We start from the raw sequence: 18,667 nt of genomic DNA on the forward strand, positions 1-18,667 counted from the left end.
TAAGGCGTTGTGAATTGCTTTCAAAAATTATTATCTTCGTGATTAGTCACAGCAGACCCTTACAAGTTCTATCATAGGGAGTAGTTGTGAATTGCTTTCAAAAATTATTATCTTCGTGATTAGTCACAGCAGACCCTTACAAGTTCTATCATAGGGAGTAGTTGTGAATTGCTTTCAAAAATTATTATCTTCGTGATTAGTCACAGCAACGTCGAAAAAATCGTGGTGAAGATGTTTGTTGTGAATTGCTTTCAAAAATTATTATCTTCGTGATTAGTCACAGCAGGCTGAAACACTGGAAGCATTAGAACAGTGTTGTGAATTGCTTTCAAAAATTATTATCTTCGTGATTAGTCACAGCTTGATGGTGACAATTACATTTGGGGAGATAGTTGTGAATTGCTTTCAAAAATTATTATCTTCGTGATTAGTCACAGCAAACTTAAAATTTTGGTGAATACTGAAGCGGTTGTGAATTGCTTTCAAAAATTATTATCTTCGTGATTAGTCACAGCTTGATGCTGATAGATTAATAGATACTATAGGTTGTGAATTGCTTTCAAAAATTATTATCTTCGTGATTAGTCACAGCATCATTACCTTATCATAACCGGGCAATTAGGTTGTGAATTGCTTTCAAAAATTATTATCTTCGTGATTAGTCACAGCTAGATCTTCAAGATTTGTATTCAGAAGACGTTGTGAATTGCTTTCAAAAATTATTATCTTCGTGATTAGTCACAGCGAAAGAGAAAAAAGAAAGTGTTTTAGATGAGTTGTGAATTGCTTTCAAAAATTATTATCTTCGTGATTAGTCACAGCGAGACAGCAAAACAGAAGTTGGATGATGCTGTTGTGAATTGCTTTCAAAAATTATTATCTTCGTGATTAGTCACAGCTGCGCAATTTCTTTAGGCAAATCAAATATTGTTGTGAATTGCTTTCAAAAATTATTATCTTCGTGATTAGTCACAGCTATACGACCACATATTGTCAATTGATGACGTGTTGTGAATTGCTTTCAAAAATTATTATCTTCGTGATTAGTCACAGCTAAAGGGCGTGATTATACAGCACAACGTTTGTTGTGAATTGCTTTCAAAAATTATTATCTTCGTGATTAGTCACAGCCTCAAAAAATAATCTACTGGTTTTCAGTAGATTATTTTTATATTTAGAATTTAAAATTTAGAATAATTCAAGCTGCTGAAAGGTTGGAGGTGGCTCTTCTTTATTCCTGGCAAAGAAGATTTCAATATCTCCAAATTGTTTGTCCGTGATACACATAATGGCCACTTTCCCGGCTTTTGGAAGTATAAATTTAACTCTTTTAATATGAACCTCAGCATTTTCCCGGCTCGGACAATGGCGTACATACATTGAGAACTGAAACAAGGTGAAACCATCATCAATGAGCGCTTTCCGAAAGCGGTTAGCATCTTTCATATTCGCTTTGGTCTCAGTCGGGAGATCATATAATACTAAAACCCACATAATCCGGTATGCGTTAAACCTTTCGGCGTTCATAACAGTTCAGGATAAGAAATCAGTCTTTTTTCTCCTGTATAGCATTTGTAAAGCGACGAAGCCGTCATTTTTACAGCAACCAGCAATGGCCTTGTTTTATCATCAATACGCACATCTTTGGTTGCAATCTGCAGAATATGAGCCTTAAATTCTTTCGCCAGTTCTTCTGCATCAGGATAAATTTTCAGCCACTGCATTACTAGTAAATCAATAAACGGACGATAAGGTTCCATCAGATCATCGGCAAGGCAGTAAGGATTATATTTATTTTTATGAAAAATTCCCAATACGGGCAATAATCCTGTTTCAACAATAGCCCTGGCAACAATACTTCTGAGAACCGCATACCCGAAATTAAAGAACTGATTGGGTGATTCTCCGAAACGCTGTCTCAAAAAATCAAGGCTGATCAGATATTTCCAATAATGCTGAGCTGCAATACCTTCCATATTGCTTAAATCCCCAGACTTTACATTTGTTTGGTATTCAACCATTGGTTCATAATAGTTTCCCAACTTCATCAGAACATTTTTCTGATTTTCGATCTTACATTCCACGGTCTGTTTCCAAAGTTGCTTTTTCAGCGGTTCACTGGCTTCAAGCTGATCTTTTACCCGGTCAGAATGTTCAGTATGACCATACAGTGGAAGCATAATTCCGAGAGGTAAATGATGCGCATCACAACTAATGACCACCACATTATTTCCCATCATCTTCTGAATCAAATTATGCGAAATGGTAATCTGATAATGATCCAGCATAAGCAAACCCAAATCTTCCACAGGAACACTCCCCTTTTCCATTTTGGTTTCTGGACAGAGGATTTTCAGCTGCTCATCTTTGAGCTTAAGATAAGCGGGATTACCGATGTAGATTGAACGGGTAATCATAATTATATCTTTGCAATGTTCCCTAAACGGTCGACTTTAAGTTTTACACAGTTTTCTTTTATCATAATGGGCTTGGCGTTTTTATCAAACATACAACTCCCATCATAGAAATTCTGCATTCTCTCACCTTTACTATTTGTACCATTTTCATTTTTTATTATTTCTGTCGCATTTGCGTAAGGAATAAAATGTCCCTCACCTCCTGTACAACTAACAAATTTATATATCCTTTTAACTTGTTCATCAGAAAGGCTTTCAAAATCGATATTTGTCATATTACCCCGCTCATCATCAGATAGAATATAAACCAAATCATTCGGGCATAAATAGAAATCATTTGTACTTCTTAAGTCAACCACAGGTAAACCTTGCTTTTGCCTTTCAATCACCTCATTCAAAGGAATGGTTTCATAGCTTCTCTTGCCGTTTTTATCTTCGTACACTCCAAAAAACAAATTGGTTCCTTTTGCGGCTTCTACGTATTTATCTTTTTTATTTCCGGATTGTCCTACCTGAAATTTACTACCCAGTTCAAAAACCCTTACTTTGTTGATGGGCTGATGAGGTTTACCATCATTATACTTCTCAATACTTTTATTCAAATCTTCAATTCCTTCGGGTGAAAAAGCCAATTCCGTATTTCCGTCTTTATGCATTATATAATTTTTGAGAATTTTTTGAATCCCTGTATCAGTAATGGAGCCTATTGATTTTAAATCGAATGAAGCGTCAAGGCTTTTCCTTGTTGCTGTTAAAATTTTTCCTTTTGGGACTTTTACCCAAGGTAAATCTACTTTACCGGAAACCGTATCTTTATGCATTGGTTTTCTAATCGCCCAATTTATTCCCTTTTGCTTTATTCTTGTCTTATTTCTTACACCATCTTTCTCTACATATTTTTCGTAATAATTCGTTGCTTTATTAATGACCCTAAGGTTTTGTTTAAAACTTACAATAACCGTTTCCAAATTATGCATAGCATCAACAGTAAAATTTTTCCAGGGTTTTAAAAATTGTTTTGGCACTTCTCTTTCGATCTTCTCCCCTGTTTGCGTATGGAAATAAACAACTCTTTCAAACTTCATTAATTTCTTTTTCAAATCATAGCGTTTGGTTTCCGATTTTGCCGATTGATTATTTAATAAATTTACGTGATCCTTTGTAGCACAAGCAATTACCAAAGCGTCTAGAGCATGATGACGATGGTCGATCCTTTTTTTAGAAAAACCTTTCGAATACTCAATTGGAACGGTCGGCAAAAACTTTTGAAAATTTTCGTTCCAGGCGGTAAAATCCGTCGAATTGGTCAACTGATTCATTCTTTTAAAACGGGGTAAAATCAAGTCATTCCAAACATCATTCAGCCCCCAGTCCTTTTTCAATTGGGTAGTAATTTTTCCATTTCCGGGAACAATGCTTTTAGAATTTACTCCTTCATCCGAACCATCTTCTAAGCGAACAATATTAGAAAGTATACCGGAAATATATTTACTGATATAACGAGTATCATTGATCTGACGTTCAATCATTTTTTCAGGAATATCTTCTAAAAGAAGTTTATTTCTTTTACTTCGGTTATTGGCGTAGTGCTTCTTAACAAAATCTTCGTATTGATCAATATCAAAAACCTTCACGCTTTTACCCAAACCAAGTTCAATAATAGTTCCTCCAAACTGCTTAATAAATCCAAGTCCGATATAATTATCCTTCAATTTGTTAACTGCCGATTCACAAATAATTTTATTACTAAAACTATCATCAAAGTATCGACTTTGTGGGATAATATGTTCAATTTCATATTCTGGCGTAAACAATTTATTTAGTGGAATCATTTGCCCGGTATAAGGCGATTTGTATTTCTGTTCCAGCCAAAGTTTATACCGTTTTAAATCTGAAGGAGAAGGTTGCGCCGTTTTGCTTATTTTTAAATATTCATCTTCAATTTCAATGCCTGAATTTAAAACACCGTCCTCATAAATTTTCAGAATTTCTTGTTGCTGGGGTGAAAACGGACGAACATTTTCTACAGCATGATCATTCATCATTTCAGCTAATAGAGCTTTGATGCGGAGATTCGTATTTTCATTTTCAATAATTTGGCTCGTAAGTTTCTTTCTATCTTCAGCCGGAAGTTTCATTTCCCTTCCCAACTCTATATGAATTTCATTGAAGAAGTCTTTTGCTCCTTTTCCGTATTTTAGCCAAATATCTTTCACAACACGTAAAGTCTCAGTAATGACCTGCTCTACAATTGGATTGCGAAGCGAGTGGTGTTTAAAATCTTTTAAAAATTCTTCCAAATCATCAGCTGAATTCCATTTCGCTGTTATTGATGCTTCCGAATGTCTTCCATATACAATATATTGAGCCAGCCACAATTGTAAACCCTGGAAATCATTTTCATTCGTAAGATGGACTGCCTTTTCTCTTACCTTATCTTTTATATTTTCATCATATTCTCCATTAATGATCTTCTTAATCCTGTCTTTTGAAGACTGATCAATATTGGCATAATCCCAATATTTGCCCAATCGCATTATAGGCAACAATTTCTTAATTGCTTTTTCCGAATAGGAACCATATTCGCTTTTAAATGGTGGAAATTTTCTGAAAGCCTCGAAAAAAGAACTTTCGTCTAGATGATGTTTTGATGCAAAGGTTTTTAAGGCTTTTTCGTATTCTATTTTATCATTGACAGAATAGATAATATGCCAAATCTGTTGTTCGATTTCCCTGGTCAGAAAATCATCGGAAATATTTTCTACTTTTTCCAATCGAGTTGAAATCATCGTCTTCGTTTCATTGCAGGGGTATTTTTTATCCTCTACAAAATTCCAACGATGTGTTTTCTCATTGAGCTTAAAATGTTTCAATAGAGCTTTTTGATCAATTTCTTTTCTGTTATTTAAAAACTCAAACAGATTTTCGATATCCTGGGTAGTGGTTAAAAATTCTTTGATAACGTTTTCATCATTATCTTTTTTATATAGATTAAGATTAAAAATCCATTGCCAGAGACGAAACTCCTGATAATATGGATTCGATTTTGGAATGGCTTTTAAATATTGTGTATGTTCTGCTCCATTTTCATCTTTGTATTTTCTGAATTCCAAAGTACAGTTGGAAATAGAAGACTTCTGGCTTCTCAACGGTCTTTGGTAGAAAACAATATCCTCCATAAAAAGATGTACAAAATCTTTTTTACTTAAAGTCAGTTGATGGGCTTCATTATTTCTGTACAACTCGCGAATACAACTATTATATAAATCATCATTTTGTAATTCCTGATGGAACTGCTTTTGCTTTTCTAATATCTGCCTGAGTTCTTCTTTATAGAATTTTCTTTCAATCGTACGAACTAGTTTCCCTTTGATTTTTTGTTTGGGATTATTAAGGAGAGTTTCGTAAATATATATTCCAACGGTTTTATGAGACTGCTCGATTTCCTGCTCTGTTTTCTTCTTTACCAAAGTCCAATCGTTCTCACCCGGTGCCCGGAAACTTCTTTTTTCATTTCCGTCTTTGTCTGTTTTAACACTTCCATCATCATTCAAATCAGTTGTTACAATAAAATCTCTTGTTTTATCTTTCCAATCAAACAACGATATTTTACTTGCCCTTCTGTAAATCCATCCATTTTCTAAAACCAAAGAATACCATATATCTGATTTGCTTTTTTGTGGCTCATCTGCTAGAACATCCACAACTTTTAAAGAATAAAATTCAACAATTTTATTAGGATTTTCTTCCTCTTCTTCCCCACGCAATTGATAATATCCACGTTTTTGGTTAAAATTCAAAAGAATCCAGGCCAACTCCTCTTTTTCAATTTTTTGAGAAAGTGCCTTTTTACGGAGATAATAAATCGTCCAGTCGTACGGTATTTTTAAATCCTGTCCGTTCGTTTTAAAATCTTCAAGCATCTCGTTGAAAGAGTTTTGGAACAGAAATGAAAAATGTCCTTCAATATTTTTCCAGGCCAATTTTGGTTCAGTTTCAACTTTGAACTTCCCAAATCGTTTTTCAAAATCAATCTGTGAAGCATAGTGTTCTGGAAGGGAATTCAAAATGTTTAAAACCCTGTGAAGCCTCTCCCTTCGTAGAAGAAATCGTTCACGTAATCTTCTTACACTTCTGTATTTTGTACGTTCCGCAGTTTGCGAAACAGAATTCCCTTTACCAAAATCGCCCAAAATATCTTGAGACATCGGAATTATCCTGGTCCCCATTCCAAGAATTTCACCTTGTTTGTTTTCAAAATCCTGTTTTACTAAAGCCCACCCAATAGAGTTTGTTCCCAAGTCCAGTCCAAGTATATTTTTCATCGCTATTAATTTTGATACCACATAAAAATAGTAATAAAAAAAATATTCAAATTATGGATTCCCATAAATACAGTTATTTTTTTTCTTTTATATTTGTATCAATAATTTTGAAAGCAATTCACAATAAGGATTATTCCGTTGTGAAAACATTTAGCGCCTCGACTACCTTCGGGGCATTTTTATTAGAATTATCATCTTTAATACATCAAACCTTTAAGATTATTTAAATCTTCAACAAAATGGTTCGAGAATTGTTCTTCCATGACTACTTAAAGCTCACTTTTCTATATTTCCTGCACAGGCAATAAGAAATACAAAGAAAAATTATGCCTGTGACTTCCTCTTTTAGGATATCTGTAAGTCCAAAGTTTAAATTTTGAATTAAATCAAAATTTATAAAAATGGATACAATAACGAAAAATGATTTAACAGCATTGAGAAACCTAATAGTTTCGGATATTGAGAACCTACTAAAATCTAAGCTAGCTAATTCAAGAGAGGATGAAGAATTTGGCTGGATGCGGAGTAAGGTAATTCGCAGAAAACTGAATATTTCTGCTTCGACATTACAAAACCTCAGGATCACTGGCAAAATTCGATTCAAGAAATTATTGGGCTCGTATTATTACAATTGTGAAGACCTTCAACATCTATTTGATTATGAAAAGGAATGATATACAATACTGGTTTGATTTCCTTGATGAAATTCAAAGTGATCCAAAATTGAATGTTTGGCATATTGCTTTGTTAACTGCAATTGCCCGCCTTGCTTGCAAGCAAAATGAAAAATGGATTATCAGAGTGAGCAGGAGGAAGCTTATGGAGTTTTCGCATATCACTACAATAACCAGTTATCATAAATATTTTAAGCAACTTCAGCAGTTTGGATACATTAAATACATTCCATCTTATCATCCAGATTATCGCAGCACAGTAGAAATTCTGTCTATACAGAAAAGCTGAGACAGAAAAACAATCCCCTCAAAACTTTATGCATTGCGGGGATTGTTTCTATTAAATAATAGCCTTTGCCCTAATGAGCATATTTTCAAAAGCATTACATCTCTCAGCAAGAGAAAGCTCTGAATAAGCGTTCCGAGTGTTTTTTAAATCATGGAATTCTTCTTCGAGCTGTTCGAGAAGTTTAGCCAAATCCCTATTGAAATTATTGTTACCTCTTAGCTTGGCTTCAAGATCTTTCATTTCTCTAGCAATTGATTCCTGTTCAGTGATTGCATAATCCTCTGTCTGTTTCACTGAATGATGACCCAGCATTTCTTTAACAACGTGTATTGATACACCGTTGTTTAAAGTAACCGTACTGGCAAAAGTACGTCGTGCTTTATGAGTATTAAGTATTACATTAACATTACATAAAACCGCTATCTCCTTTAGATATTCATTCATTTTCTGATTTGAGCGACCAGGCAGTACGGTGCTTCTTTTTATGCATAATGGATCATCTTTATATTTCGATACAATTTCCAGCGCTTTAGGCAAGAGTGGGATATCAGTGTCAGATTTTGATTTTTGCCTGCTGGACATAATCCAGGCACTTCCATCATTAGCTTCTTTAATATCTTCCCATTTGAGTTGGAAAGCATCTATATAGGACAATCCTGTGTAACACTGAAAAACAAAAATGTCCCGTACTACCGACAACCTTTCTGAGCTAAATTCTTTTTCTTCAATTCGTTTTAGTTCAGCTTTTGTCAGCGGCTTCTTTTTAACCTTGGTTTTCTTTCCAATAAATAGCTTAAACGGATCTTTAGGAATAATTTCTTTTGCAACAGCTCTTAATACTATTTTCTTAAAATTGCTAATATACTTCAATGAAGTATTGTTAGAACATTTCCTTACTGTTTTTAAGTACAAATCATAATCCTTTACAAACTCGTAGTTCAGTGTTCTGAACTCTACGTCTTCTTTATTATATTGATACTTGATAAATTCTTGAACATGGGACCTTGCGGTAATATAACGGTCATGTGTTCCTTTGGCATATTCTGCGGTCTCTACCAATTTACCCATCTCATCATTATGTTCCTGAAATTCTTCAAGCACCTTATTTCTAGGTTTATATTTTCCGTTTACGAAGTTTATAAGATCAATTGAGGTAATGGGAATACCATTATTCATAAGCTCAGTTCTGTGGCTGTTAATCTTAGTCATTAAAGATTCCAGGAAAAGGTTAATAATCTTTGCATCTTCTTTCGTACCCACAGCTTTGCCTTCTTTCTGATCCCATCGGTTGGGATACCATTTTCTTTTCGTAGAGGTTTCTTTTGGAATACCATCTACAGTTATCCGCACATAAATATGGCGGACCTTTTCATTTTTTGAGCTCTTTAAAAAGAAAGTGAGCCCATAGCTTTGTTCTACTAACATAATTCAACATTTTTTAAGGTTATAAATGTCAAACTAAAAGTTCCTCGAATCAAGATGTTTAGATTTGCAACGTGTTCATTACACATTGTTTAAATGCATTTTTACAGCTTTTTAAGTCTGCTTTCTATGGCAATTTTCAATCAATTTAAAAATTGCCACACAATTGCCACAAACTTTTGGAGTATTTTTGAAAATTACAGCAATTGCAATAAATAAAAAATCCTGCAAATCATTGATTTTGCAGGATTTAAATATTTTTTGATGCTTTTTGAAAACTTACGTTTTTGCATCTTGCGGAGAGTGAGGGATTCGAACCCCCGGACCTGTTACAGTCAACAGTTTTCAAGACTGCCGCAATCGACCACTCTGCCAACTCTCCCTAAACTCCGGCTATACCGTTGTTTTCAGTGGTGCAAATATAGAACGATTTTTAATTTCTGCAAAACTTTTCCCACACAAATTTTAACAAAACTTAATAATAGACTAGGAATCAGGGGAATTATTTTTCACTCTTTCGCTAAAGTTTCAATATAAAAATCTAAAACACCCATGTTTTGGGGAATCCCATCATAGAAAGGCTTTTGTATGACAAAACTTACAGCTATATTTACAAACACACATATTTTTCACTACATTTGTAAAAACACAGCCACCCTATGACAATGGAAAAACTAAGAACTTTAAGAAAGCAGAAAGGCTATACTCAGCAGCAGATTGCTGATCTTCTTGCTACCGATGTCTCCAACTACAGCAGAAAAGAAAATGGAGATGTCAGAATATTTGATGATGAATGGGAAAAACTGGCCAAAGCACTAGATGTTTCTGTAGAAGATATTAAAGAAGAGAAAGAACCGAATGTTGTACAGAAAAATGAAAACATAACATTTAATGATACTAGTTCATTTCATCAGTCTGGCATCTATAATTGTAACGTTCCCAATTACTTATTAGAAAATCAACAGGAATACATTAATCTTCTGAAAGAGCAGATTAAAGCTTTAAAAAAAGAAAATGAAAAACTGAAAAAGGGATAATCACCACCACATAAAGAACAAAAAACGGCTTCCATTGGAAGTCGTTTTTATTTTATACCTGTAAAAGCTACCTATTCCCTATCAACAATGGAAATAAAACTGTTTTTTAAAAAATCAGACGGATATACAAACTGATCTCCATCCTCTCCTTTTACTACAATTGCGCCCTGTTCATCGTTAAGGCATTTGTCCAGCTGTGTTTTCATGTCATTAAGGGCTCCATTGGGAACTTCAATGATATAGGTTCCGGTAACGTGTTTAACTTTTATGATTTTTGTTTCCATTTTGTTTTTGATTACGGGCTAAATTTAGGAATTTTACTTCAGGTACAAAGATCTTTCAGGAAGAGATACGAACAGATAAGCAAAAAATACCGCAAGAGACCCTTTTTAGAGACTTCCCATACGAGAGAATAAAGTATATTTGCAGACATAAAAACTAATACTACTATTTCAGATGTTTACCCAATCCTTTATTAAAAAACCGGTTATTGCCGCTTCACTGGCGTTCTCTTCTATGTCCTTTTCCCAGAAAATGCCTTTGTCTGTTCTTCCATCCGGCCACCTTGTAGTAGGCGCAGAAGTGGATGGCAAGAAAGGAAATTTCATTTTTGATACCGGCGGAGGAATCAACCTTTTCCTGGGGAATTTTTCCAAAAACCTTGGCGCAAAAGAAACCTATAATTACCTGACCGCTTTCAGGGCAACAGGAGAAAAGATGACCATTCCCCTGTTCCAATCCAAAGAGATTATTTTTAACGGTAAAAAGTTTAAAGATACCTGGTACTCCACTCATGATATGGAAATCAAAGGAATTGACGGTTTGATCTCCCTGCCCATGCTTTATGACACAGAATTTATCATCGATTACACCACAAAAGAACTGATCTTTCCCAAAGAGAAACTGAGCAGTAAGAAAGTGATGGATATTCAGCTGTCTACCAATGCTGATCAGTCGCTGGATATTATGACGTATGTGCTTTTGAACAATAAATATAAGATCAATATTCTTCTGGATTCCGGTGCCGGCAATGATTCTTTCTGGCTGAGCGAACGCCTGATGAAAACACTGGACATCAAAAAAGAAGGCCTGAATGTGGTGGAGAAGAAAAGTGAATTCACCCCTGATCTGACAACCAGATTTTATAAAAGTGATATAGAAACTATTTCCACACCTTTCGCAACGGTTGAAAAACCTAAGGTCTTTTTTGTAGAAGGGCTTATTTATGAAGGGAAAACGAGTATCAACTGGCTGGGTAAAAAACTGGGATTCAATCTTAAAGAGAAAAAGATCTATATTCTGGATTAAGAATTACATCAATACAGTAAAACTGTCATTCTGACGAAGGAAGAATCTCGAACTTGAGTAAGATTCTTCTTTCGCCGAAACATTATCTGGAAGGATCTGCGTGGGGAAAACCACCCCGTCAAAAATTCTTTGAATTTCTGCCACCCCTCCGATGGAGGGGAATGTGTACGTCTTCAGTTGTTATATAGGCGGTCATGAGGACTTTGGAAGTATTTCTGGAAAATAAAGCTATTTATCTAATTTCTTATCGAATATTGGGTATGGATAATGTTGAATGTTGTAAGCGCAAAAGCGAGAACATTCGCTGAAAATCTTCTGAAACATTTTTTAATATTAAACCATCAAGATGAATTAAATAATTAAGAATATTAAGATGAAACGCAACACTTTCTAAAACATCTTAGATGTTTCCTTAAGTTTCCTTCACAGCTTCAAGTTCCTTAATGGTTTAAAATAATTTAAATATCTCTTCTCCTTTGTGTTTCCCAATAAAAAAAGCGCACCCACCGGGTACGCTTTGTATTGTATAATACCGAATACTATCCGTGTAATTCAGCTAAATATTTCTCTGCATCCATTGCCGCCATACATCCGCTTCCCGCAGCTGTAATAGCCTGTCTATAGATATGATCCTGAACATCTCCGGCAGCAAATACACCCGGAAGATTGGTTCTTGAAGATCCTTTTTCAGTCAAAATATATCCGTTTTCATCAAGATCTACCTGACCCACAAAGATATCTGTATTCGGTTTGTGACCGATGGCAATAAAGATCCCTTCAACATCTACTGTAGATTTCTCCTGAGTCTGATTGTTGATGATTACCGCTCTTTCTACAAGGCTGTTTTCTCCTTCAATCCCGATTAATTCATGGTGGAATTTCACTTCGATATTCGGCGTATTTTCCACTCTGTGAACCATTGCCTTTGAAGCTCTGAAAACATCTTTTCTCACCAACAATGTTACTTTTTTACAAAGTTTGGCAAGGTAAGTAGCCTCTTCAGCAGCTGTATCTCCCGCTCCTACTACCACCACGTCTTTTCCTCTGTAGAAGAAACCATCACACGTAGCACAAGCTGATACACCGCCTCCTGCATATTTTTTCTCATCTTCAAGACCTAAATATTTTGCTGTAGCTCCTGTAGAGATAATAACTGTTCTGGCAAGGATCTCCTTGTTTCCTGCATATAATTTGTGAACACCGCCTGCTTCTTTGGAGAATTCAGCTTTGGTGATCATTTCGTAATGAACTTTGGTATCAAATCTTTCTGCCTGTTTTTGCAGATCCATCATCATTTCAGGACCTGTAATCCCGGCTGGATACCCTGGGAAGTTATCCACTTCAGTAGTGGTTGTTAATTGTCCGCCCGGCTCCAAACCTGTATACAATTCAGGTTTTAAGTCTGCTCTTGCTGCATAGATAGCAGCTGTGAAACCAGAAGGCCCAGATCCAACGATCACACAATCTAAAATGTTTTGCTCCATAATTTGCTTTGTTCGAAAAGATTTAATTTGAATTAGACCGCTAATTTCGGAATTTTTAATTTCTTTTTAAAGTTATTTTAATGATACTTGTCAATATCTGATATGTTGTATTTCGATGGTAACTGTTGTGGGGTGATTTCCGGGGTCCGGGGTTCGGGATTCGGGGTTCGGGGTGCGGGTTATTGTGTTACGGAATTTAGATTGGCAGAAAATTTAAAACTTTTTAATGTCCTTTATTCATCATATCCCGAATCTCACTATCTCGTAACACGCATCACGCAACTCGCTACCTCGCATCTCGCAACTCGAAACTCTCCTCACACCTTCATCTTAATCTTATCTACATTGATAATCTTATACACAAGTTCCCGAATCAGCTCAGCTTCTCCCATATTTACCGCTCCAAGTCCTTTTCCTTTCATATCGAATTCACGGAGAATAGAAATGACTCTTGTAGCATGTTTCAAAGGGTAAAGTCTGGCACTTTCCGCATAGTCTTTGATAAAATAAGGGTTCACTCCCATTTGCGAAGCAATCGTCTGTGGAGACTGCCCTGCCATGGTCTGATAAATAATAACATTTGAAAAATAATTGTAAAGGCTTGCCAGCATCATGACAAAAGGATTATTCTTCGGGTTTTTACCCATAAAATGGGCAATTTTAAAAGCTGCATTGGCATTTTTAGTTCCTAAAGCCTTCTGGAGCTCAAAAATATTATATTCTTTGCTGATCCCGATATGATTTTCAACGATGGTTCCGTCAAGGATTTCCCCTTCTTTAAGGATCATCTTCAGCTTGTTCAGCTCGTTGGCAATTCTGGACAGGTCATTTCCCAGATATTCTGCCAGCAGATGGGAAATATTGGGAGCTGTATTGATTTTAAGCTTTACACACTCATCTGAAATCCATTTCGGCAGATTGCTTTCCTTTACAGATTCGCTAAGGAAAAGCGCTTTGGCTTTATCCAATGCTTTGGCCGCTTTTTTTCTGCTGTCCAGCTTCTTGTGTTTATGGGCAAAAACCAATACCGTTGAAGGAACGGGATTTTCTACATAGGCTTCCAGAATTCTGTTTTCCTCTTCATTGAATCGTAAATCCTGAGCTTCTTTCACAATAATCACCTGCTTGTCTCCCATCATCGGAAACTGTCTTGCCAGGGAAAGAACTTCCTGATAAGAAGTATCTTTTCCATAAGTAACCGTTTGGTTAAAAGCTTTTTCATCTTCTTCCAAAAAGTTATGCTCAAGGGCTTTTACAGCGACATCAATAAAGTAAGCTTCTTCTCCGTGGAAAAAATAAATAGGTAAAACTTCTTTATTTTTAATATTTTTGAGGATTAAATCTAATTCTTTCATCTTATTAATGGAACTTCCAAAACTGAATTTTCAGGAAACTTTTGATTTTAAATTCAAGAAAGACAAAGATAAGTTTTTTATTTATGATTTGGTCCGCAAAACTTATCTTCTGCTCACTCCTGAGGAATGGGTCAGACAACATTGGGTACATTATTATCTTACTGTAAAATCCTACTCAACATCTGCCCTGATTACCGAAAAAAAAATTATCCTGAATGGTCTTACCAAAAGAATTGACCTTCTGGTTACTGAAAAAACCGAACCTATAATTCTGATTGAATGTAAAGCTCCGCAGATCAAATTAACGGAAAAAACTTTTGAACAGACTGCCCGATACAATTCTATTATCGGTGCCAGGGAAATTATTTTAACAAACGGTTTGCAGCACATTAATGCCTATTATGAAAATGAGCAATACCAGTTTTACAAACCTGAGTAAGGTTTATAACATCAGATAATTTCTGAAAAGTATTAAATAATATTCTATTAATATTCTTTCTGAGTTATTTTTATTAATTTCGATAAGATTTCTTTTCAACACTAATATCACAAATTTTTACACGAATTGCACAATTGTTATTGGTTGTATTTGTGAAAAGGATTAGTGTAATCTGTATTAAAATTAAATTACAAAATATGATACGTTCCATCTTATTAACTGCAATGATTATGGCTTCAGGAAATCTTTTCAGTCAGAAACTTAAACCTGTTTCCTACCAGGACGGTTCCCAGAAACTTAATGGTCTCATCACTTCCAATGCCGGAAAAAAACTTCCCGGAGTACTGATTCTTCCAGCCTGGAAAGGTATTGACGAAGAAGCTAAAACAGCCGCTATTGAACTCGAAAAGCAAGGGTATATTGCTTTTATTGCTGATATTTACGGTGAAGGGAAAATTCCTGCAGATAACGAATCTGCTGCAAAAAGCTCAGGGTATTACAAACAGAATTATCAGGAGTACCAGAAAAGAATTTCGCTGGCGTTGGAACAACTGAAGAAAAACGGAGCCATTTCTGATAAGGTAGCGGTTATCGGCTATTGTTTCGGAGGCACAGGAGCATTGGAATCCGCAAGAGGTCATCTTCCTGTAGCGGGTGTTGTTTCCATCCACGGAAGTCTGGGCAGAGATCAGAGCAGAAAAAATGAAGCTTTGACGGCTAAAATTCTTGTTGAAAATCCGGCAGATGATAAAAGCGTGACTCCTGAAGATTACAATAACCTCATCAAAGAAATGAACGATGGAAATGCCGACTGGCAGATCATCACATATGCCCATTCTAAACATACATTTACAGATCCGAAATCACCGGATTACAATGCAACAATGGCTAAAAGAGCATGGAACCACACATTGCTGTTCCTGAAAGAAATTTTGAAATAAACATAAAAAAGGCAAATTCGTAAATAATGAATTTGCCTTTATTTTTTTATCTGAATCAATTATGGTTTAGCCTGAAGCTCAACATCATATTTCTTTGGAGAATATTTGGTTAGAGAACCTGTTGCTGCATCAATTCCTACTCCTATTGCACCTCCCAGAATAATATTCAGTAAAGTCACGGCATTAAAAGTTTTTGTCAGTTTTACTTCTTTCTTCTCGAATCCTTCTTTTTCAAATGTAACCATCTGCTTACCCAAACCTCTTGGAATTTTGGTGGTACAAGGTGTTGTACATTTTTCTATTCCCTTGTGAAAGACTTTTGCCCCTTCAGGGTTTGAAGTAAAAGCTATTGGATCCTGAGTTCCTGTAAAAATGGTTGCACATGAAGTGGCTGAAAGTGCAATACTCAGTGACAGCACAATTGATAATTTGTTTTTCATAGATCTTAGTTGTTCATTTTTTTAAGTCCGCGAACTTACAAAATAATTCAAAAATCAGTACTATCAATCAGAGCAAATATTTTAAAAAATATAGTATTGACAAATGTTTTCAGTACCTTCATCCTGAAATCTGATCTCAAAAGGCTAAATACCACAAAGTTGCATCGTCTTTTAAAAATTGGGTATAAAAAAAGCAAATCCACTGATATGCAGATTTGCTTTTTAATTTTTTTTTAACAGCTTTTTTAGTCTACGCCTTCTTCTTCTCTGTGCACCAGCTCCATAGAAAATGCAGGAAGGCAGATGGCAAGATATTCGCAAGGTTCTGAAAACGGATTGCTATACCGGATTCTTGCTCCTTTTTCAATAAGGATGCTCTGTCCTTTTTCAAGAACAACAATTTCTCCGTCTATTTCAAATTGCTTTTTTCCTGAAATGATATAGGTGAATTCATCAAACTCAGGAGTCTGGTGAGGTTCGCTCCAATCCGGAGGTGCTACCATATGAGCAATGGAAACATTGGAATTCCCTGTTGAGTTTCCCCAATGTTCTTCAATCAGTTTTCCGTCTGTAGTAGGCACTACAAATGGGGACTGCTGTATTTTATATTTTTTCATACCCAGTTTTCTTTTTTAATTTCATATACGAAATTGGTTCTTGTAGGTTCTGCAAAATAAGCCACTTCTTCTTCAGCTATTTTTTGTCCTCCCAGTCTTTCCAAAGCGGTCTGTGAACGGAAATTCTCTTTTCCGATATGAAAATGAACTTTGTCTACAAACTGGAAAATATAATCCAGCATCAGCTTTTTAACCTGAGGATTAATGCCTTTTCCCCATGATTTTGTTCCGTAGAAAGTGTAACCGATGAAAATATGATTTTTCTCTTCATCAAAATCATAATAACGGCTGCTTCCCAGTACATCTCCGGTTGCTTTCTCCATAATTTTGAAAGCACCCTTACTCTCCATAGCTCCTTTAAAAAAGTTCTCGAAAACTTCTCTCTTGTAACGATCTTTGTTGGGATGCTGTTCCCATACTTTAGGATCGGAAGCTACTTCATATAAAGATTCAAAATCCCCTTGCTGTAAGGGGATTAATTGAAATTCTTCATTCTCTAAAACAGGCTGAACAGAAAAATTCATTGCTTAGCCCTTTTTAGTAGAATCTGATTCTATTTTCTTGATTTCTTTCAACTTGTCGGAAATCTTGATGACTGTGTCTAATTTGGACGGTTTCAAAGGAACTTCTGCCTGAGCCATATCCCATTTGATAACCAGGTTTCCTGAGTTTTCATCTGTAGGATTTAAAGTGATTTCAAACCACTCCTGTTTGTCTGCCAGCTTATTAACCGGTACCGTAACGTCTACTACATCCTGCTTAGGATCATACGTATACGCTCCCCATTGCTGGAAATCTTTATTCAGGATTACTTTCCACTCTTTTTCTGTAGGAACGATAAATAAACCGTAAGTTCCTGCAGGTACTGTTTTCCCTCCGAAGTTAACGGCCTGTCCGAAAGTAATTTTCGTAGATGAGTTAGCGCCTGCTCTCCAAACCTGGCCATAAGGAACCAGTTCTCCGAAAATCTTACGTCCCTTCACTCCCGGTCTTCCATAATCAATGGTAATTTTAGACATTGAAAACTGCTGCTCAACCTTCTGGCGCGGACTTGCTGCCGGCACAGAATAATCCTGAGCAAAACTGAATGCTGAAACTGAAATGCAAACTGCTGCTAGTAACTTTTTCACGTGTAAATTTTTGTTTAAAATTACAAAATTCAGAGCGAAATAACTTTCATAAACTTCGTTAAAATTTGTTTTACCGATATTTTTCTATACAGGTATTTTTTAACCAAATCCTTTTAAAAAGTAAATAATCAACTATTAAAAATTTTACTTTTCTTAATAGTTTTCCCTTTTCTAAGTTGTATTGAATGAAAAACAGAAGGAACATCATTTGTCCATGTTTTCAATAATAAAAGAATAGCAATAATTTCTGCTCTGGTTAGCAGCCCTACCCAGAAGCAAAGATTAAACAGAACGACTGACCGGCATTCTAAAATTACCTGTACCAATGTTCCAAAAAGCAATAAAGCCCAGATCTTGGCACCAATAGAATGGGTAGCAACTTCTTTTCTGAATTTTAAAAAGCTTACCACGTAAATAAGAGCTTCAGCCCCTGCAAGAATACTTATTTTGTAAACATTGGTTTCAAAGAAAACAGGGCACTGGATATACGTAGCCAATCCCACTGATATAAAAAATATCTGATCAACCGAAGAATCCAGACGTCTGAGTTTCTGAGTTGAGACATTAAGATATCTTGCTATAATCCCATCAAAGATATCAGTCAGTAAGCCTATGGATAAAAGAACAACAGCAATTGTCTGATAATTTTCTACTTTAATAAAGCTTAAATAAACGATGACAAATCCAATAATCAGTCTGGAAAAAATCAGGATATCCGGAATTTTTGATTTCATAAAAAAGGAGCTAGTTTATTATAAATTCCGAAATATAAGGATATTTTAATATATA

Annotated in this window: 18 protein-coding genes, 1 tRNA gene and 1 CRISPR repeat array (1 of these 20 cut by a window edge); of the genes, 6 read left to right on the top strand and 13 right to left on the bottom strand. The window is 35.5% G+C overall.

Translation table 11 applies throughout. The features are described from left to right. Positions 1-1,131: direct repeats of the CRISPR family, unit length 47 nt; unit sequence GTTGTGAATTGCTTTCAAAAATTATTATCTTCGTGATTAGTCACAGC (it extends 764 nt beyond the left edge of the window). Positions 1,132-1,188: 57 nt separating this feature from the next. The 3 genes from cas2 to cas9 are packed head-to-tail and all read right to left on the bottom strand — an operon-like array spanning position 1,189 to position 6,742. Beyond that, a complete protein-coding gene (gene cas2, locus LIV57_RS04790; protein WP_227941661.1) occupies positions 1,189-1,527 on the bottom strand; it encodes a CRISPR-associated endonuclease Cas2 in 339 nt (112 codons plus the stop codon). Continuing rightward, positions 1,524-2,417: a type II CRISPR-associated endonuclease Cas1 gene (gene cas1, locus LIV57_RS04795; protein ID WP_227941662.1), complete on the bottom strand. Its 894-nt coding sequence runs from the start codon at positions 2,415-2,417 to the stop codon at positions 1,524-1,526. Before cas1 ends, cas2 begins: the two co-directional genes overlap by 4 nt. Before the next feature lie 2 nt (positions 2,418-2,419). Beyond that, positions 2,420-6,742: a type II CRISPR RNA-guided endonuclease Cas9 gene (gene cas9, locus LIV57_RS04800; RefSeq protein ID WP_227941779.1), complete on the bottom strand. Its 4,323-nt coding sequence runs from the start codon at positions 6,740-6,742 to the stop codon at positions 2,420-2,422. A gap of 401 nt (positions 6,743-7,143) precedes the next feature. Here cas9 and LIV57_RS04805 point away from each other — a divergent pair, with 401 nt between their 5' ends. Both LIV57_RS04805 and LIV57_RS04810 read left to right on the top strand, forming a co-directional pair. Continuing rightward, on the top strand, positions 7,144-7,416 hold the full coding sequence (locus LIV57_RS04805) for a helix-turn-helix domain-containing protein (RefSeq protein WP_227941663.1): 273 nt from the start codon (positions 7,144-7,146) through the stop codon (positions 7,414-7,416). After that, complete coding sequence (locus tag LIV57_RS04810) at positions 7,403-7,705, top strand: hypothetical protein (RefSeq protein WP_227941664.1); 303 nt, start codon at positions 7,403-7,405, stop codon at positions 7,703-7,705. Before LIV57_RS04805 ends, LIV57_RS04810 begins: the two co-directional genes overlap by 14 nt. A gap of 51 nt (positions 7,706-7,756) precedes the next feature. On the opposite strand, the gene LIV57_RS04815 is transcribed toward LIV57_RS04810, so the two are convergent. Then, a complete protein-coding gene (locus LIV57_RS04815; protein ID WP_227941665.1) occupies positions 7,757-9,130 on the bottom strand; it encodes a site-specific integrase in 1,374 nt (457 codons plus the stop codon). Positions 9,131-9,424: 294 nt separating this feature from the next. After that, positions 9,425-9,509 (bottom strand) — tRNA-Ser (locus LIV57_RS04820). A gap of 283 nt (positions 9,510-9,792) precedes the next feature. Here LIV57_RS04820 and LIV57_RS04825 point away from each other — a divergent pair. After that, a complete protein-coding gene (locus LIV57_RS04825) occupies positions 9,793-10,164 on the top strand; it encodes a helix-turn-helix transcriptional regulator (protein WP_317259033.1) in 372 nt (123 codons plus the stop codon). 71 nt (positions 10,165-10,235) lie between these two features. Here LIV57_RS04825 and LIV57_RS04830 read toward each other — a convergent pair whose 3' ends face one another. Further along, on the bottom strand, positions 10,236-10,448 hold the full coding sequence (locus tag LIV57_RS04830) for a glyceraldehyde-3-phosphate dehydrogenase (RefSeq protein WP_227941667.1): 213 nt from the start codon (positions 10,446-10,448) through the stop codon (positions 10,236-10,238). A 172-nt stretch (positions 10,449-10,620) separates the two neighbouring features. Between LIV57_RS04830 and LIV57_RS04835 the strand changes: the two genes are divergently transcribed. After that, positions 10,621-11,472 carry a hypothetical protein gene (locus tag LIV57_RS04835; RefSeq protein WP_227941668.1) on the top strand — a complete coding sequence of 284 codons (852 nt, stop codon included), beginning with the start codon at positions 10,621-10,623 and terminating at the stop codon, positions 11,470-11,472. 539 nt (positions 11,473-12,011) lie between these two features. Here LIV57_RS04835 and trxB read toward each other — a convergent pair. Together trxB and holA are read right to left on the bottom strand one after the other, a co-directional pair. Beyond that, positions 12,012-12,956 carry a thioredoxin-disulfide reductase gene (gene trxB / locus LIV57_RS04840; protein WP_227941669.1) on the bottom strand — a complete coding sequence of 315 codons (945 nt, stop codon included), beginning with the start codon at positions 12,954-12,956 and terminating at the stop codon, positions 12,012-12,014. A 317-nt stretch (positions 12,957-13,273) separates the two neighbouring features. After that, positions 13,274-14,311, bottom strand: coding sequence for a DNA polymerase III subunit delta (gene holA, locus LIV57_RS04845; protein WP_227941670.1), 1,038 nt, complete (start codon positions 14,309-14,311; stop codon positions 13,274-13,276). A gap of 7 nt (positions 14,312-14,318) precedes the next feature. Between holA and LIV57_RS04850 the strand changes: the two genes are divergently transcribed. Together LIV57_RS04850 and LIV57_RS04855 are read left to right on the top strand one after the other, a co-directional pair. After that, positions 14,319-14,750 carry a type I restriction enzyme HsdR N-terminal domain-containing protein gene (locus LIV57_RS04850; RefSeq protein ID WP_062670636.1) on the top strand — a complete coding sequence of 144 codons (432 nt, stop codon included), beginning with the start codon at positions 14,319-14,321 and terminating at the stop codon, positions 14,748-14,750. A gap of 197 nt (positions 14,751-14,947) precedes the next feature. Further along, positions 14,948-15,691, top strand: coding sequence for a dienelactone hydrolase family protein (locus LIV57_RS04855; RefSeq protein WP_227941671.1), 744 nt, complete (start codon positions 14,948-14,950; stop codon positions 15,689-15,691). A 59-nt stretch (positions 15,692-15,750) separates the two neighbouring features. Here LIV57_RS04855 and LIV57_RS04860 read toward each other — a convergent pair whose 3' ends face one another. The 5 genes from LIV57_RS04860 to LIV57_RS04880 form a co-directional block, all read right to left on the bottom strand. After that, positions 15,751-16,131 carry a PEGA domain-containing protein gene (locus tag LIV57_RS04860; RefSeq protein ID WP_227941672.1) on the bottom strand — a complete coding sequence of 127 codons (381 nt, stop codon included), beginning with the start codon at positions 16,129-16,131 and terminating at the stop codon, positions 15,751-15,753. Between the two features lie 245 nt (positions 16,132-16,376). Continuing rightward, the gene (locus LIV57_RS04865) at positions 16,377-16,748 is read right to left on the bottom strand and encodes a cupin domain-containing protein (RefSeq protein ID WP_110011086.1); all 372 of its coding nucleotides are present in this window, start codon (positions 16,746-16,748) and stop codon (positions 16,377-16,379) included. Next, a complete protein-coding gene (locus LIV57_RS04870) occupies positions 16,745-17,272 on the bottom strand; it encodes a GNAT family N-acetyltransferase (protein WP_227941673.1) in 528 nt (175 codons plus the stop codon). The genes LIV57_RS04865 and LIV57_RS04870 overlap by 4 nt, the downstream gene beginning before the upstream one ends. Before the next feature lie 3 nt (positions 17,273-17,275). Further along, complete coding sequence (locus tag LIV57_RS04875; RefSeq protein ID WP_227941674.1) at positions 17,276-17,878, bottom strand: DUF2911 domain-containing protein; 603 nt, start codon at positions 17,876-17,878, stop codon at positions 17,276-17,278. Positions 17,879-18,006: 128 nt separating this feature from the next. Then, positions 18,007-18,612 carry a CDP-alcohol phosphatidyltransferase family protein gene (locus LIV57_RS04880; protein ID WP_227941675.1) on the bottom strand — a complete coding sequence of 202 codons (606 nt, stop codon included), beginning with the start codon at positions 18,610-18,612 and terminating at the stop codon, positions 18,007-18,009. Positions 18,613-18,667 lie beyond the last annotated feature (55 nt).

The sequence above is a fragment of the Chryseobacterium sp. X308 genome (assembly GCF_020733145.1).
Lineage (GTDB): Bacteria > Bacteroidota > Bacteroidia > Flavobacteriales > Weeksellaceae > Chryseobacterium > Chryseobacterium cupriresistens.